At 47.1% G+C, this 15,678-nt stretch carries 10 protein-coding genes; 8 read left to right on the forward strand and 2 right to left on the reverse strand.

The genetic code is table 11. The features are described 5' to 3' along the window. Positions 1–388 precede the first annotated feature (388 nt). The 8 genes from gltB (at position 389) to AACS00_RS12400 (ending at position 11,523) form a co-directional block, all read left to right on the forward strand. The gene (gltB, locus tag AACS00_RS12365) at positions 389–4,930 is read left to right on the forward strand and encodes a glutamate synthase large subunit (protein WP_110167607.1); all 4,542 of its coding nucleotides are present in this window, start codon (positions 389–391) and stop codon (positions 4,928–4,930) included. Then, the gene (locus tag AACS00_RS12370) at positions 4,930–6,399 is read left to right on the forward strand and encodes a glutamate synthase subunit beta (RefSeq protein ID WP_110167608.1); all 1,470 of its coding nucleotides are present in this window, start codon (positions 4,930–4,932) and stop codon (positions 6,397–6,399) included. The genes gltB and AACS00_RS12370 overlap by 1 nt, the downstream gene beginning before the upstream one ends. A gap of 501 nt (positions 6,400–6,900) precedes the next feature. Beyond that, complete coding sequence (locus tag AACS00_RS12375) at positions 6,901–7,260, forward strand: DUF1499 domain-containing protein (protein WP_072668962.1); 360 nt, start codon at positions 6,901–6,903, stop codon at positions 7,258–7,260. A gap of 94 nt (positions 7,261–7,354) precedes the next feature. After that, the gene (mtnN, locus tag AACS00_RS12380; protein ID WP_110167609.1) at positions 7,355–8,050 is read left to right on the forward strand and encodes a 5'-methylthioadenosine/S-adenosylhomocysteine nucleosidase; all 696 of its coding nucleotides are present in this window, start codon (positions 7,355–7,357) and stop codon (positions 8,048–8,050) included. Between the two features lie 10 nt (positions 8,051–8,060). Further along, on the forward strand, positions 8,061–9,014 hold the full coding sequence (locus AACS00_RS12385; protein WP_110167610.1) for a cobalamin biosynthesis family protein: 954 nt from the start codon (positions 8,061–8,063) through the stop codon (positions 9,012–9,014). 2 nt (positions 9,015–9,016) lie between these two features. Beyond that, positions 9,017–9,832: a vitamin B12 ABC transporter substrate-binding protein BtuF gene (btuF, locus tag AACS00_RS12390; protein WP_072668864.1), complete on the forward strand. Its 816-nt coding sequence runs from the start codon at positions 9,017–9,019 to the stop codon at positions 9,830–9,832. Between the two features lie 85 nt (positions 9,833–9,917). Further along, entirely contained in the window at positions 9,918–10,538 is a 621-nt protein-coding gene (locus tag AACS00_RS12395; RefSeq protein WP_072668865.1) for a TRIC cation channel family protein, read from the forward strand. 124 nt (positions 10,539–10,662) lie between these two features. Further along, on the forward strand, positions 10,663–11,523 hold the full coding sequence (locus AACS00_RS12400; protein ID WP_072668866.1) for a LysR family transcriptional regulator: 861 nt from the start codon (positions 10,663–10,665) through the stop codon (positions 11,521–11,523). Here the strand turns inward: AACS00_RS12400 and AACS00_RS12405 are convergent. After that, positions 11,453–12,238, reverse strand: coding sequence for a TSUP family transporter (locus AACS00_RS12405; protein WP_110167611.1), 786 nt, complete (start codon positions 12,236–12,238; stop codon positions 11,453–11,455). The two genes, AACS00_RS12400 and AACS00_RS12405, sit on opposite strands and share 71 nt — an antisense overlap. Before the next feature lie 206 nt (positions 12,239–12,444). Beyond that, entirely contained in the window at positions 12,445–15,675 is a 3,231-nt protein-coding gene (carB, locus tag AACS00_RS12410; protein ID WP_110167612.1) for a carbamoyl-phosphate synthase large subunit, read from the reverse strand. Positions 15,676–15,678 lie beyond the last annotated feature (3 nt).

Raw genomic sequence — 15,678 nt, forward strand, 5'->3', positions numbered from 1 at the left:
TAGCTAACTTTGTTTGAAAAATGTTGCGCTGATTATGCAGAGGCTGAGAAAAAGGCGCAAAAAAGACCGAGTTTTTCATTGCATTTACGGCTAACAAAATTGTAGGATAGTTACAGTTTCATGATGATTTTTGTTTGTTTTATTACAAATAAGCTCAAGAAACGTCGGCGATATTCCATTCCTACCTATATAAACCACTATAAAATGTGGTTAAACAGAGGAATATCACTAAGGATTGTTTTTCTCACACTATATATTTCCTGTGAGAGACGGAAGGGATGCGAGTCGGTCAGCATAGATCGATTTAAATGGATAACAATAAGGATAGATGCAGTGCTGGGGCTTGCCTTGGCTTGCTTGTGTCCAACTGAACTGGAAGGATGTATCTATGGTAAATAGAGAACAAAGTTCGCAAGGTCTGTATACGCCAGAACTCGAGCATGACGCTTGCGGCATCGGTTTTGTTGCTCACCTCAAAAACCGTAAATCACACCATGTCGTGACTCAAGCCCTAGATATGCTAGCGCGTATGGAACATCGTGGCGGACAAGGTTGTGACCCCTGTAGCGGTGACGGTGCGGGTATTTTACTGCAGAAACCTCACGAATTCCTATTAGAGGAAGCGGTAAAACTGGGGATTAAACTACCGTCATTTGACCAATACGGCGTCGGTGTTGTCTTGTTTCCAAGGGATGAGCACAAACGCGCTCAATGCCGTGATATTTTAGAGCGCAATGCTAAACGTCTTGATCTTGATGTTCTTGGCTATCGTAAACTGCCAACCGACAACAGCATGCTAGGAGCCGATCCACTCAGTACTGAACCTTATTTTGAACATGTTTTCATCTCAGCAGGTCCAGGAAGTACGCCGCAAGAATTGGAACGCAAACTCTACGTACTACGTAACTATACGGTTCGCGTTTGTCTCGAAAGCGTTTCTAATATTGGCGATGATTTTTATATCAACTCGCTCTCCTATAAAACGCTGGTTTACAAAGGCCAGTTAACCACTGAGCAAGTTCCGCAATATTTTCTCGATCTACAAAACCCAACCATGGTTACCGCTTTGGCGTTGGTACATTCACGTTTTTCCACCAATACCTTCCCAAGATGGCGTTTAGCGCAGCCGTTTCGTTACATTGCTCATAATGGCGAGATCAATACCGTACGCGGTAACTTGAACTGGATGAAAGCACGCGAAGCTATCTTACAATCCAATCTCTTTACCCAAGCAGAAATTGATATGCTGCTACCTGTCTGTCAGGAAGGTGCTTCCGACTCAGCTAACTTTGATATGGTGTTAGAGTTATTGGTGCTATCGGGCCGAACTCTGCCACACGCATTGATGATGATGATCCCCGAAGCGTGGCAAGAAAACAAAACCATGGATCCCAAGCGTCGTGCCTTTTATCAATATCATGCCAATATCATGGAACCATGGGATGGCCCAGCCTCAGTATGCTTTACCGATGGTGTTCAAGTTGGTGCAACCCTAGATAGAAACGGCCTACGTCCCTCTCGCTATACCGTCACTAAAGACGACTTTTTGATCATGGCGTCTGAATCTGGCGTGGTAGAAATTGATCCAACTAATGTCGAATATCGTGGTCGCCTACAGCCCGGACGCATCTTTGTTGCCGATCTTGAACAAGGGCGAATCATCTCAGATGAAGAAGTCAAAGATGGCATCGCTAACGCACAGCCTTATGAGAAATGGGTAGAAGACAACTTACTGAGCCTGAAAAAGCTGCCCGAAGCCGATAACGTGCACAGTCAACCTTCACCAGAGCGTCTGCTTCATCGTCAGCAAGCGTTTGGCGTCAGCAGTGAAGAAGTCAACGACATTATCTTTACTTTAGCGGAAACCGGTTACGAACCTCTTGGTTCAATGGGAGCCGATTGGCCGGTGGCGGTGCTGTCGCATCAGTCTCAGCACCTATCAAACTACTTTAAGCAGTTGTTTGCGCAGGTAACCAACCCGCCTATCGATCCGATCCGTGAACGGATGGTGATGTCGCTCAATACCTATATTGGCCGCGATCAAAACCTACTCGCTGAATCTCCGGTTCACTGTCGAAAAGTTGAGCTAGAATCACCGGTGATTTCTAATGCTGAATTAGAAAAACTGCGCGCCATTGATAACGAACACCTGCAAGCCAAAACACTGGATATTGTTTTTCAAGCCAGTGAAGAGCCAGGCAAACTTGAACGAGCACTCAAACGCATCTGCCAATACGCAGAGGATGCGGTGATCGATGGCTATTCCATCATTCTTCTTACCGACCGCGCGGTAAACTCTAACCATGCCGCAATTCCAGCAATGCTGGCCGTTGGCGCTGTCCACCATCATCTGATCCGTAAAGGACTACGCTCTAAGTGCGGCATCGTGGTTGAAACGGGAGATGCGCGCGAAACTCACCATTTTGCTACCTTAGTCGGTTATGGTGCTAATGCGGTGAACCCTTATTTAGTGGTCGAAACCATTGTTGACTTACAGCGTCGCAATAAGCTAGATGCTAACGTTGAGGTGAACAAATACTTCGAAAACTATCGTAAAGGGATCAACGCAGGCCTATTGAAAATTTTCTCCAAAATGGGCATCTCGACTTTACAGTCCTACCATGGCGCACAGATCTTTGAAGCATTAGGGATCAGCAAATCCGTAGTAGACAAATACTTCACTGGTACAGTGACCCGTATTCAGGGTTTAACGTTAGATGATATTGCCAAAGAAGTTGTGGTTCGCCATCGCATTGGTTATCCGATTCGTGAAATCCCGTTACAAATGCTCGATGTCGGCGGTGTCTATCAGTGGAAACAGCGTGGTGAAAAACACCTATTTAACCCAGAAACCATCCATTTACTGCAACACTCAACTCGTCACAAAGATTATCAACAGTTCAAGCAATATGCCGCCGCTGTCGATAGCCAAGGGGATAAAGCAGTAACCCTGCGTAGTCAGCTTGATTTTATTAAAAATCCTGCAGGCTCTATTGCGATTGAAGAAGTCGAACCGGTATCGAGCATTGTAAAACGCTTTGCTACTGGCGCAATGTCGTTCGGATCAATTTCTCATGAAGCGCACTCAACATTAGCGGTGGCCATGAACCGTTTGGGCGCACGCTCCAACTCTGGTGAAGGGGGGGAAGATCCCGCGCGTTTCATTCGTAAAGAGAATGGCGACTGGGAACGTTCAGCCATTAAACAGGTGGCATCTGGACGCTTTGGGGTTACCTCTTACTATTTGACCAACTGCGACGAAATTCAGATCAAAATGGCGCAAGGGGCCAAGCCAGGAGAAGGCGGCCAGCTACCGGGAGATAAAGTCGATGACTGGATTGGTGCAACTCGCCACTCAACGCCAGGGGTTGGCTTAATTTCGCCGCCACCGCATCATGACATCTACTCCATTGAAGATTTGGCGCAGCTGATTTTTGACTTGAAAAATGCCAACCGTAAAGGGCGAGTCAACGTTAAATTGGTCTCTGAAGCCGGCGTGGGCACTATCGCTTCTGGTGTTGCTAAAGCAAAAGCCGATGTGGTGCTGATTGCAGGCCATGACGGGGGAACTGGCGCGTCGCCTATTTCATCGATTCGTCATACTGGTTTACCGTGGGAACTCGGTCTGGCTGAAACCCATCAGACACTACTTAAAAACGGTTTACGTAACCGCATCGTGGTACAAGCGGATGGACAGATGAAAACCCCGCGTGATATCGCTATCGCTACTTTGCTAGGGGCCGAAGAATGGGGCGTTGCTACCGCCGCCTTAGTGGTGGAGGGTTGCATCATGATGCGTAAGTGTCATAAAAACACCTGCCCAGTCGGTATCGCAACTCAAAACAAAACCTTACGTGAACGCTTTGATGGCCGCGTGGAAGATGTCGTGACCTTCTTCCAGTATATGGCACAAGGCCTACGAGAAATCATGGCCGAGCTTGGTTTTCGCACCATTGATGAGATGGTAGGGCAAGCGCAAAAACTCAAATTACGTGATGATGTGGGCCACTGGAAATACAAAAACCTCGACCTTTCTCCCCTGCTCTATCTTGAGCCAGCCCGTGAAGGGGATGGTATTTATTGCCAAAGCGCGCAAAATCACAACTTGGAGCATGTCCTCGACCGTCAATTAATCCAGTTAGCGAAACCAGCGCTTGAGCAAGGCTTAGCTGTGAATGCCGAACTGCCGATCATCAATACCGATCGCAGTACTGGCACCATGCTGTCGAACGAAATTTGTAAAGTCTATCAAGATCAAGGGCTACCTCAGCCAATGACGGTTAAATTTAACGGTAGTGCTGGGCAATCCTTTGGCGCTTTCTTGACCAAAGGCGTCCATTTTGAAGTCGAAGGTGATGCCAACGACTACTGGGGTAAAGGCTTATCAGGCGGTACCTTAGTACTTTATCCTAACCGCAATGCCAGCTTAATTGCCGAAGATAATATCGTGGTTGGTAACGTCTGTTTCTATGGCGCTACCTCTGGTGAATCTTATATTCGAGGCTTAGCGGGTGAACGCTTCTGCGTGCGTAACTCTGGTGCAAAAGTGGTGGTCGAAGGTGTCGGCGATCATGGCTGTGAGTATATGACCGGCGGTATTGCGGTGATCCTTGGTTCAACCGGACGTAACTTTGCTGCAGGTATGAGTGGCGGTATCGCTTATGTGTGGGATAAAGCGGGTGATTTTTCACAAAAACTCAACGCTGAGCTGGTCGATCTTGACCCTATCGAAGCGGAAGATAAAGCGCTGTTAAAAGAAATGCTGACTAAACACGTTCAATTCACAGGAAGTGAAGTGGCACAAACATTCCTCAACAATTTTGAGCAAAGCTTAGCCACGATGGTGAAAGTCATGCCTCGTGACTATAAAGCCGTACTTGAAAAACGTAAGGAAGCCGCAGCGGCAATGGAAAAAGCGGAGGCTGTATAATGGGTAAAGCAACTGGATTTTTAGAGTTTGGTCGAGAGCTACCAAAAAAAATCGACCCTGCAGAGCGAATTAAACATAACCATGAATTTGTGCTCAATAAAGAATTTGGCCAAAAAATCAACCAACAAGCAGCTCGCTGTATGGATTGTGGGGTGCCTTTTTGTCATAGCGGCTGCCCAATCGGCAACATCATTCCTGAATTTAATGATGCGGTCTATCGTGATAGTTGGCAAGAAGCTTGGCAAATCTTAAGCTCAACCAATAACTTCCCTGAATTTACTGGTCGAGTATGCCCAGCCCCTTGCGAAACTGCTTGTGTGCTAGGTATCAATCAAGATCCCATTACTATCTGTAATATTGAGAAAACCATTGTTGAACGGGCTTATCAAGAAGGCTATGCCAAGCCGAAAACGCCTCGTTCTCGTACTGGTAAAAAGGTCGCGATCATCGGCTCTGGGCCAGCGGGATTAGCCGCCGCTGAGCAATTAAACAGCGCAGGCCATCAGGTCACCGTGTTTGAGCGGGATGAAAAAATCGGTGGCTTACTGCGTTTCGGCATCCCTGATTTTAAACTCAGCATGGCCGTGATTGATCGCAAACTCGATCTCATGGCTGAAGCGGGGGTTGAATTTGTGGTGAATGCTCATGTGGGGGTTGATATTAACGCTCAGCAGCTGCGCCAAGAGTTTGATGCAATTTTGCTGACTGGCGGCTCCACCGTGCCACGTGATTTACCTATCCCGGGACGCGATTTACAAGGCGTTTACTTTGCAATGCAATTCCTCGGACAAAATAATCGCCGCGCTAACAATATGGATCTTACAGGTGAAGAGATTCACGCCAAAGGCAAACATGTGGTGGTCATTGGTGGTGGCGATACCGGTTCAGACTGTGTCGGTACATCTAATCGCCATGGTGCAGCAAGCATTACTCAAGTCGAGATCATGCCAATGCCACCAGAAAAACGCCCAGCTAATATGCCATGGCCACAATATCCGATGATTCTACGCACGTCGACTTCCCATGAAGAAGGCTGCGAAAGACATTGGAATATTCTGACTAAAGAATTCATTGGCAACGAGCAAGGTCAAGTGACTGGACTACGAATTGCCGATATTGTTTGGCAAGAGGCCGCGCTGGGACAACGCCCTGAGTTTCGCGAAGTGGCTGGCACTGAGCGAGTGATCCCTTGTGATATGGCGTTTCTCGCGATGGGCTTTTTACATCCAGAGCCACATGGTGTACTCGCTCAGCTGGCGATAAAACTCGATGATCGCGGTAACGTCGCGACAGATAACTTTGCCACCAATCAAAAAGGGGTCTTTGCCGCTGGCGACATGCGCACTGGTCAATCACTGGTTGTACGCTGCATCAATGAAGGCCGTGAATCTGCCAGAGCGATTGATGCTTACTTGATGGGCAATACGCATCTTGAATCGATCAATGATTCTTTAATGTTATCGGCGTAAACGTTTTATCTATACCCAAACAACTTGGAGTTGCAGGTAGGCGGCAAGTGAGTGACAAATTTGTCTGGAACAAATTTGAACAGCCGTAGGCTGGCCTTTGGTGAGAGCCACGGATGGCTCTCATAATCCCCATGAGCATAGATAGACTATGTGATTGGGGCGAACGAACGCAGCCAACACCCCTGCAGCTTCAAGTAGGAAGGGGATATACCCAAACCGCTTTGGGTTGCAGGTAGAAAGAGATTTTCAAAGGCTAACACCCAGTGTTAGCCTTTTTTATCAGTAACATCGCTCAGTCTTAGCGCGCTTCATCCCCAAACTAGAAAAATCATCAGCTTAATCAGCCAAAGATCGTCAATCATCCGTATAATGGGTTGTCCTCAGCGGAAAATATCAGCTATGCTCAAATTTTATTCGCCATAGGAAAATGTCGTGAAGCCATTCATTATTATCGGGTTATCACTCCTTGTCATTGCTTGTAGCCGAGGTATTGCATCTAATATGACCGATCGAACAGCGAGCCTGTGTGGCAATAAACCTAACTGCGTATCGACGGAAGAATCCAGAGACAAGTTTTCTGTGGCACCGTTTATCCTGCGCCCAGGTGTGACGCTCAATCAAATTGAGCGTATTGCGTTAACCTTACCCGGCGCTGAAGTTGTTGAAAAGACAGACGATTACTTGCGAATTGAATGCACTACCCGAGTATTACGCTTTGTTGATGATTTGGAACTTAAACTACAGCATGATCAATTAAAAGTTCGTTCAGAGTCTCGAGTTGGCTATAGCGATTTTGGCGTTAATCGCCGCAGAGTTGAAACATTACGTGAAAAAATGACCTCCGCGGGTTTGTTGCAATAACGCATTCATCGCTGGCATTTTTAGTTAACCTCGATCAATCCTCGTTGAGCATGATAAACTGCAGCGATTTTTATCCATTGAAAAGAGACATAAAATGAAAATTGGCATCATCGGCGCGATGCAACAAGAAGTCGCCATTTTAAAAGACGCTCTCGAACAACGCCAAGAAATCAGTCAAGGTGGCTGCACCTATTACAGCGGTAAGCTGCATGGTGTTGAAGTTATCTTGCTTCAATCTGGGATCGGTAAAGTATCAGCCGCTGTTGGTACAGCATTATTGCTCAGTCAATACCAACCTGATGTTGTGATTAACACAGGCTCTGCGGGCGGTTTCGATTCTAGTTTAACTATGGGCGATGTGGTCATTTCTAGCGAAGTTCGTCACCATGATGCTGATGTGACTGCTTTTGGTTATGAAATCGGACAAATGGCTGGTCAACCCGCCGCTTTCATTGCCGATGAAAAACTCATGTCAGTGGCTGAACAAGCTCTGCAAACCATGGATAACAAACACGCAGTTCGCGGCCTGATTTGCACTGGCGATGCCTTTGTTTGCAGCGAAGAAAAACAAAACTTCATTCGTCAACATTTCCCAACCGCAGTAGCGGTGGAAATGGAAGCCGCTGCAATTGCCCAAACTTGTCATCAATTTGGTGTACCCTTTGTCGTGGTGCGTGCTATTTCTGATGTCGCAGATAAAGCTTCGCCACTCTCTTTTGATGAGTTTTTGCCGCTAGCCGCACAAAGCTCTTCAGCGATGGTGCTAAAAATGGTTGAACTACTAAAGTAGCCTGTTGTTCATGGATGAATTATTCAAACTCTTTTATGCCAATGGTGCCCTACTTGTCATGTGGGGTGCTTTGTTATTTCATTGGCTATTGCCGATCCCTCACGCCACCCATCCGATTACTTTGTGGCATAAATTTGCCGAAATATTGGCAGAGAAAGTCAATAAACCAATCAGTTATCAACAAAGTTTAATTTCCGGCACTCTGGCTTGGCTACTGATGATTATCCCTACCATTATGCTGTGCGTTGCTCTGCAACCTCTGGTTTGGCACCCGCAACTGTTTGAATTAGCGTTATTGCTGTTAGCGCTCGATTGGCGCAGTGCGGATAAACTTAGCCAGCAGATGAGTCAAGCACTGGCACAACAGGATAAACCGTTAGCTCGCCGTTTATTGGTGCCGTTTGTTAATCGTGAAACGGCAACGCTTTCCCCGGTCGGTTTAGGTAAAGCCAGTGTCGAAACCATCACTATGGGTATTGGCCGTAACCTGATTGGGGTTCTATTTTGGTATGGATTTCTCGGGGGGATCGGCGCATTTATTTATCGTTTAATGGTTGAATTAGCCCGTTGTTGGTCTCCTTCTCGTACTCAATTTCAGCCGTTTGGTTTGCCTGTTATTCGCGCCGTGGCAGTACTTGATATCGTTCCTTTGCGTTTATTTAGCTTACTGATCCTGATGGGCGAAAATGTTAACTATAATTTGACGCAAATGCTTAATCAAAGTCGCTCTTGGCCATTACCGGGGCCGGGATGGCTACTGTGCGCGGTAGGTAACAAATTACACTTAGCGCTGGGTGGACCAGCCATTTATGGTCAGCAGAAAGCGGTAAGAGCAAAAATTGGCGGACGCATTGTACCTGCAAGCCTTCATTTAGCTCAACTACGTCAATTACTCACTCGTCGATTATGGCTTTGGCTTATTTTACAAAGCATTATGTTACTGCTCGTTTATCAAGGTGTATAAACATGCCACACCGATTACTGCTCTTACTTCTGTTCTTTTGGCCCTGTTATGCTCTTGCTGCTGTAGAAAGGATCATTAGCTTAGCTCCTCATGCCACCGAACTGATATTTGCCGCTGGACTGGGAGATAAATTGGTGGCAGTGAGTGACTATAGTGATTACCCAGAATCAGCACAAAGCTTACCTCGAGTCGCCAATTATCAAGGGATCAACATTGAACGGATTCTGACCTTACAGCCTGATTTAGTGGTGGTATGGCCACAAGGTAATGCTATGCGAGAGGTAGATAAGTTAGCTCGCCTCGGCATTCCACTCTTTTATTCAGATCCAAAAACGTTAGATGATATTGCACTCGATATCGAAAAACTGAGTCAGTATGCCAGCGATCCTAAACTTGGTATGCAAGCGGCCAATCAGTTTCGCCAGCAGCTTGCTCAACTCGGACAGAAATACGCTCATCTTGATAATGTACGTTATTTTTACCAATTAAGTGAGAAGCCAATCATCACCTTAGCGCAAGGCAGTTGGCCAAGTGAGATTTTTACTTTTTGTGGGGGGGTGAATATTTTCCAGCATAGCCCATCTCCTTATCCTCAAGTGAGCATTGAACAGGTGCTACTCGCCAAACCGGAAGTCATTTTCACTTCAGAACAAGCAATAGTCGAAGGCACTATGTGGCAACGCTGGAAAAGCCAAATCCCAGCAGTAAAAAAGGGACAGATCACAAGTATCAATGCTGACTGGCTCAACCGGCAAACCCCAAGATCACTGCTCGCCATTGAGCAAGTTTGCAATTATTTTGCCCAAACACAAAAGTAGTAACTAAAAAAGCAAAAGTTGCATACAATGTGCTCCCATTTACTCATCCCAAATTAACAGGGAATGTTAAGCGAGCGACTCAACTTTGGATACTTCACTGCTCTACTTGATTGATATGTTTGGCACTGCAGTGTTTGCGATTTCAGGCGTACTACTAGCAGGGCGATTAAAGATGGACCCTTTCGGTGCGGTGGTTCTCGCCAGTGTCACCGCCATTGGTGGTGGAACCATTCGCGATATGGCACTCGGTGCGACGCCGGTTTTTTGGATCACCGATACCACTTATTTATGGGTGATCTTTGCGACCTGCCTATTAACCATGTTGATTGTCCGTCGCCCTAAACGGGTGGCTTGGTGGATACTGCCCGTCTGTGATGCGGTTGGCCTGGCGGTATTTGTCGCTATTGGGGTTGAAAAAGCACTGATCTTCCAAGAATCAGCGTTAATCGCGATTATTATGGGGGTAATCACTGGCTGCGGTGGAGGTATCATCCGTGATGTGCTTGCTCGTGAGATCCCTATGGTATTAAGAAGCGAAGTCTATGCCACCGCCTGTATTGTCGGCGGCATGGTACATACTAGCGCGCTCGCTTTAGATTATAACAGTTCGAGCGCTTTTCTCTGTGGCGTAATGTCGACTCTAGTCATCCGCTTATGCGCCATTCGTTGGCACTTATCATTGCCGACTTTTGCACTAACCAAATAATCCCTCAATCACCAGCCATCATGGCTGGTGATGCTCCATACGCAAGCTTTGTGACTTTAATAGACGACACCGTAATGGTTCAAGGTTACCATTAGCGACATCTATTCCCATTTGTCATCAACCTATGTTACTCGAAGGCATTGAAACCTTACTGGTGCTCAGCAAAGAAAAAACCATGAGCCGTACCGGTAGCCAACTCTATATCAGCCAATCGGCCGTCAGTAAGCGCATTGCGAACTTAGAGAAAAAACTCGGCAAGAAACTGATTGTTCCCGCAGGTCGACATATCAAATTGACCGCCGATGCCGAGCAATTAATTACCAGCATTGGCCCTAGATTTAATGAGTTGCATGGCTTGATTTTTGAGCAGCAGATACTGGAAGACAATACACTATTGCGTATGGATTGCTCGGAGACGTTAGTCGCCGGTTATCTTGGCCAGATCATGGGACAACATCGCAAGCAGGATCCGCATTGGCTGATCACTACCAACCACACGCCGAGAATTGTCGAAAATGTTCAGTCTGGCAAAGCCACCTTGGGCTTTTGTGCCGGTTATCTGCCTGCCAATCATGGTTTGCTGACCTTTCATTTAGGCGATGAGCCATTTACCGTAATTAGCCAAGCCCCTTTGCACTCACTACCAAGCGAGCTGATCACTAATGATTTAGCCAATCCCGCCAACACCTATCAAGCAGCCATACTGCACAAACAAGGCATTCGACCGGCGATGGAGATGGACTCTTACACCGCCGCCGCGCAGCTAGCGCTCGGCGGTATGTTACCGGCCTTAGTGCCACGCTCGATTGTCAGCACCCTAAAAATTGAGCCTCAGCACTGCTTTGATTTCGTTGAACTTGCCGATCTGACTCGGCCCATTCATATTTGTCTACGCGCCAGCCGCTATCGCAGCATTAGAGTCCAAACATTGATAACAGCGCTGCATGATGCTGTTCCCAAAGCAGTTTTAGCGCCATCAGCATAGACATGGTGATCACCAGAGGGCGGATCCAACGCTGACCTTGGCTGATCACCACTTTTGCTCCCATACGAGCACCAATAAAGCCACCAACTGCCATGGTTAAACCTATCTGCCAAATGGGTAATCCGGCGATTAAGAAAAAAGTCAGCGCGGCAATGTTGGAGGTAAAATTAAGCACCTTAGTGCGCGCGGTAGCTTCCACCAATCCAAAATGACCTAAAGCGACAAAACAGACGGTAAAGATTGAACCGGTACCGGGGCCAAAAAAACCATCATAAAAACCGATACCAAAACCCACCGTGAAAGCAAACGCGGTTTCGGATAAAGGTGCAGACCCAGTGTGAGTTTTAGTAGTCGGAGCCAATAAGAAATAAAGCGATATACCGATAAGTAGAAGTGGGATAAGGCTAGTCAACAAAGAGGCATCAATATACTGCACCGCTTCCGCGCCAAGTGCCGCGCCAACAAAAGTACACACAATGGCGAGGCGCATCGATTTTAGGCTTACAACACCATTGCGGACAAAATAAAAAGTGGCAGAAAAGCTACCAAAGGAGCTTTGCAGTTTATTGGTCGCCAGTGCTTGGGTCGGCGGTACCCCTGCGGCCAATAAGGTCGGTAAAGTCAGTAAACCGCCGCCGCCTGCCATGGCATCAATAAATCCCGCAACAGCCGCTACTAAAAATAGTAAGCCCAGCACTTCCAATGAAAGTTCCATTTCTCATCAACATCTTGAATAATAAAGCTTAACAGTATCACTGCTCAAAACATCAAAACAGCGAAATGCAAGACAACAACCTATTCCATTTATTCATCAATATAGACTTGGGAGATCACTGGGCAATTTAGATGATAAAAAAGCCCGCTTAATTCAGCGGGCAATGAGGTTGTCTGATAAGCCTTAACGACTTACCTTAATTGTTATTAGGCTAAGCTGGCTTTGACTTGCTCATGTAGCTCTTGCACCGAAGTGACCGACGCTTTCGCGTCCGCGGTGTGTGACATACAAGTTGCAAATGCCGCATTTAACGTCGTGGTATAGTTAACTTTTTCAGCTAGAGCACCACGGCGCAATACTTTTGAATCTTCAATCGCTTGACGACCTGCCGCCGTATTGACGATATAGGTGTACTCATTGTTTTTGATTCGATCCAAGATATGCGGACGCCCTTCATGTACCTTATTCACTAGGCGAGGGTTAATCCCAGCTTCACCGAGAATCACCGCGGTACCATGAGTTGCATCTAGCTGATAGCCAAGTTTGATCAACTTAGACGCCAAATCGACCACACGCTCTTTATCTTCTTCACGTACCGATAATAGTGCTCGGCCACCATCGGGATACACGTTGCCACAGCCAAGTTCAGCTTTAGCGTAAGCTTCAGCAAACGTTGCCCCAACGCCCATCACCTCACCAGTTGAGCGCATTTCAGGACCAAGCAGTGGGTCAACACCAGGAAACTTATTAAAAGGCAGCACGACTTCTTTAACCGAATAATAAGGAGGAATGATCTCTTTGGTAAAGCCTTGTGACTCAAGTGACTGACCAGCCATCACACGTGCGGCAATTTTTGCCAGCGGCGCGCCAGTCGCTTTGGATACGAACGGCACCGTTCGTGCTGCGCGAGGGTTGACTTCAATCAGATAAACTTGATTATTTTTCACCGCAAATTGGGTGTTCATCAAACCGCGTACACCTAATTCAAAAGCTAACTTCTCAACTTGCTCACGCATCACATCTTGAATTTCTTGGCTTAGCGTGTAAGCCGGTAGTGAGCACGCTGAGTCACCGGAGTGAACACCCGCTTGTTCAATGTGCTCCATGATGCCGCCAATCACGACTCGCTCGCCATCACAAATCGCATCGATATCCACTTCAACCGCATCGTCTAAAAAGCGATCGAGCAGAACCGGTGACTCATTCGATACACTGACCGCTTCGTTAAAGTAACGACGTAAATCTTGCTCGTCATAGACAATTTCCATCGCCCGACCACCAAGCACATAAGAAGGACGTACTACCAACGGGAAGCCAATCTCTCTTGATTTTTCAATCGCTTGTTCCATGGTGGTGACCGTGGCATTTTCTGGTTGCAGTAACCCTAAACGCTCTACCGCTTGCTGGAAGCGTTCACGGTCTTCCGCGCGATCAATCGCATCTGGGCTAGTACCAATAATCGGCACTCCGGCCGCTTCTAAGGCGCGTGCCAGTTTTAATGGCGTTTGACCGCCGTATTGGACAATAACCCCTTTCGGTTTTTCAACGCGAACAATGGCTAACACATCTTCCAGTGTTACTGGCTCGAAATAGAGGCGATCTGAGGTATCGTAGTCGGTGGATACGGTTTCTGGGTTACAGTTCACCATGATGGTTTCATAGCCATCTTCACGCAGTGCAAGTGAAGCATGAACACAGCAGTAATCAAATTCGATACCTTGACCGATACGGTTTGGACCACCGCCGAGCACCATAATTTTGTCTTTATCCGTAGGCTGCGCTTCACATTCTTCATCATAGGTTGAATACATATACGCGGTATCGGATGAGAACTCCGCTGCGCAGGTGTCAACTCGTTTGTAGACCGGATGAATATTGTACTGATCGCGCAAGCGACGAATTTCACTTTCTGCCACGCCTAATAAAGCTGAGAGACGCGCATCTGCAAAACCTTTGCGTTTCATTTTACGCAGGATATCGGCATTGAGGCCGGCAAAGCCACCCGCTTTCACTTGCTGCTCCATCTTGACCAGTTCTTCGATTTGCACCAAGAACCAGCGGTCGATATTGGTTAAGTTAAACACTCCATCGACCGATAAACCGGCACGAAACGCATCAGCAATGTACCAAATACGCTCAGCGCCCGCTTCTTTCAGTTCGTGACGAATTTTGGTCAATGCGTCAGGGGCATCTAGATCGACCATTTCATCAAAACCATTCACGCCAACTTCTAAGCCGCGTAATGCTTTTTGCAGTGATTCTTGCTGGTTGCGACCAATGGCCATCACTTCACCGACAGACTTCATCTGTGTGGTGAGACGATCATTAGCACCAGCGAATTTTTCAAAGTTAAAGCGTGGAATTTTGGTTACCACGTAGTCAATGGTTGGCTCAAACGAGGCAGGAGTCGCACCGCCAGTGATGTCGTTCATCAGCTCATCAAGCGTAAAGCCAACCGCTAATTTAGCGGCCACTTTAGCAATTGGAAAACCGGTTGCTTTTGAAGCCAGAGCAGAAGAGCGTGACACGCGAGGGTTCATCTCGATGATCACCATACGACCATCTTTCGGGTTAATACCAAACTGTACATTCGAGCCGCCAGTTTCAACGCCAATTTCACGCAATACCGCTAATGAAGCATTGCGCATCAGCTGATACTCTTTATCAGTAAGAGTCTGCGCTGGTGCTACGGTAATTGAGTCACCCGTATGGATACCCATTGGGTCGAAGTTTTCAATTGCACAGACGATGATGCAGTTGTCGTTTTTATCACGCACCACTTCCATCTCGTACTCTTTCCAACCGATCAGCGATTCATCAATCAATAGCTCATTGGTTGGCGATAAGTCGAGTCCACGGCGACAAATTTCTTCAAACTCTTCTTTGTTGTAGGCAATACCACCACCGGTTCCGCCCATGGTAAAAGAAGGACGGATGATACAAGGGAAACCAACCATCTCTTGTACTCGGTAAGCCTCTTCCATCGTCTTGGCGGTATCCGCACGAGGACAAGCTAAACCGATGGATTTCATTGCCTTATCAAAACGTGAGCGATCTTCTGCTTTATCGATCGCATCAGCGGTTGCACCGATCATCTCTACGCCGAACTCCGCCAATACACCTTGGCGCTCTAGTTCTAACGCGCAGTTCAATGCCGTCTGGCCACCCATGGTTGGCAATACGGCGTCAGGGCGCTCTTTTTCAATAATTTTACGCACCACTTCCCAATGAATCGGCTCAATATAAGTGGCATCGGCCATATCGGGGTCGGTCATGATCGTTGCTGGATTCGAGTTGACGAGAATCACTCGATAGCCTTCTTCACGTAACGCTTTACAAGCTTGGGCACCTGAGTAGTCGAACTCACAAGCCTGACCAATGACAATCGGGCCTGCACCTAAAATTAGAATACTGTTAATGTCAGTACGTTTTGGCATTGT

It is taken from the genome of Vibrio sp. 11986-1-5, from assembly GCF_963878025.1.
Taxonomy (GTDB): Bacteria; Pseudomonadota; Gammaproteobacteria; order Enterobacterales; family Vibrionaceae; genus Vibrio; species Vibrio injensis.

What these genes read in the sequence shown, in the direction of transcription:
- gltB (WP_110167607.1), top strand. Translation starts at nt 389, where the DNA reads ATGGTAAATAGAGAACAAAGTTCGCAAGGTCTGTATACGCCAGAACTC.
- AACS00_RS12370 (WP_110167608.1), top strand. Translation starts at nt 4,930, where the DNA reads ATGGGTAAAGCAACTGGATTTTTAGAGTTTGGTCGAGAGCTACCAAAA.
- AACS00_RS12375 (WP_072668962.1), top strand. Translation starts at nt 6,901, where the DNA reads ATGACCGATCGAACAGCGAGCCTGTGTGGCAATAAACCTAACTGCGTA.
- mtnN (WP_110167609.1), top strand. Translation starts at nt 7,355, where the DNA reads ATGAAAATTGGCATCATCGGCGCGATGCAACAAGAAGTCGCCATTTTA.
- AACS00_RS12385 (WP_110167610.1), top strand. Translation starts at nt 8,061, where the DNA reads ATGGATGAATTATTCAAACTCTTTTATGCCAATGGTGCCCTACTTGTC.
- btuF (WP_072668864.1), top strand. Translation starts at nt 9,017, where the DNA reads ATGCCACACCGATTACTGCTCTTACTTCTGTTCTTTTGGCCCTGTTAT.
- AACS00_RS12400 (WP_072668866.1), top strand. Translation starts at nt 10,663, where the DNA reads ATGTTACTCGAAGGCATTGAAACCTTACTGGTGCTCAGCAAAGAAAAA.
- AACS00_RS12405 (WP_110167611.1), bottom strand. Translation starts at nt 12,238, where the DNA reads ATGGAACTTTCATTGGAAGTGCTGGGCTTACTATTTTTAGTAGCGGCT.
- carB (WP_110167612.1), bottom strand. Translation starts at nt 15,675, where the DNA reads ATGCCAAAACGTACTGACATTAACAGTATTCTAATTTTAGGTGCAGGC.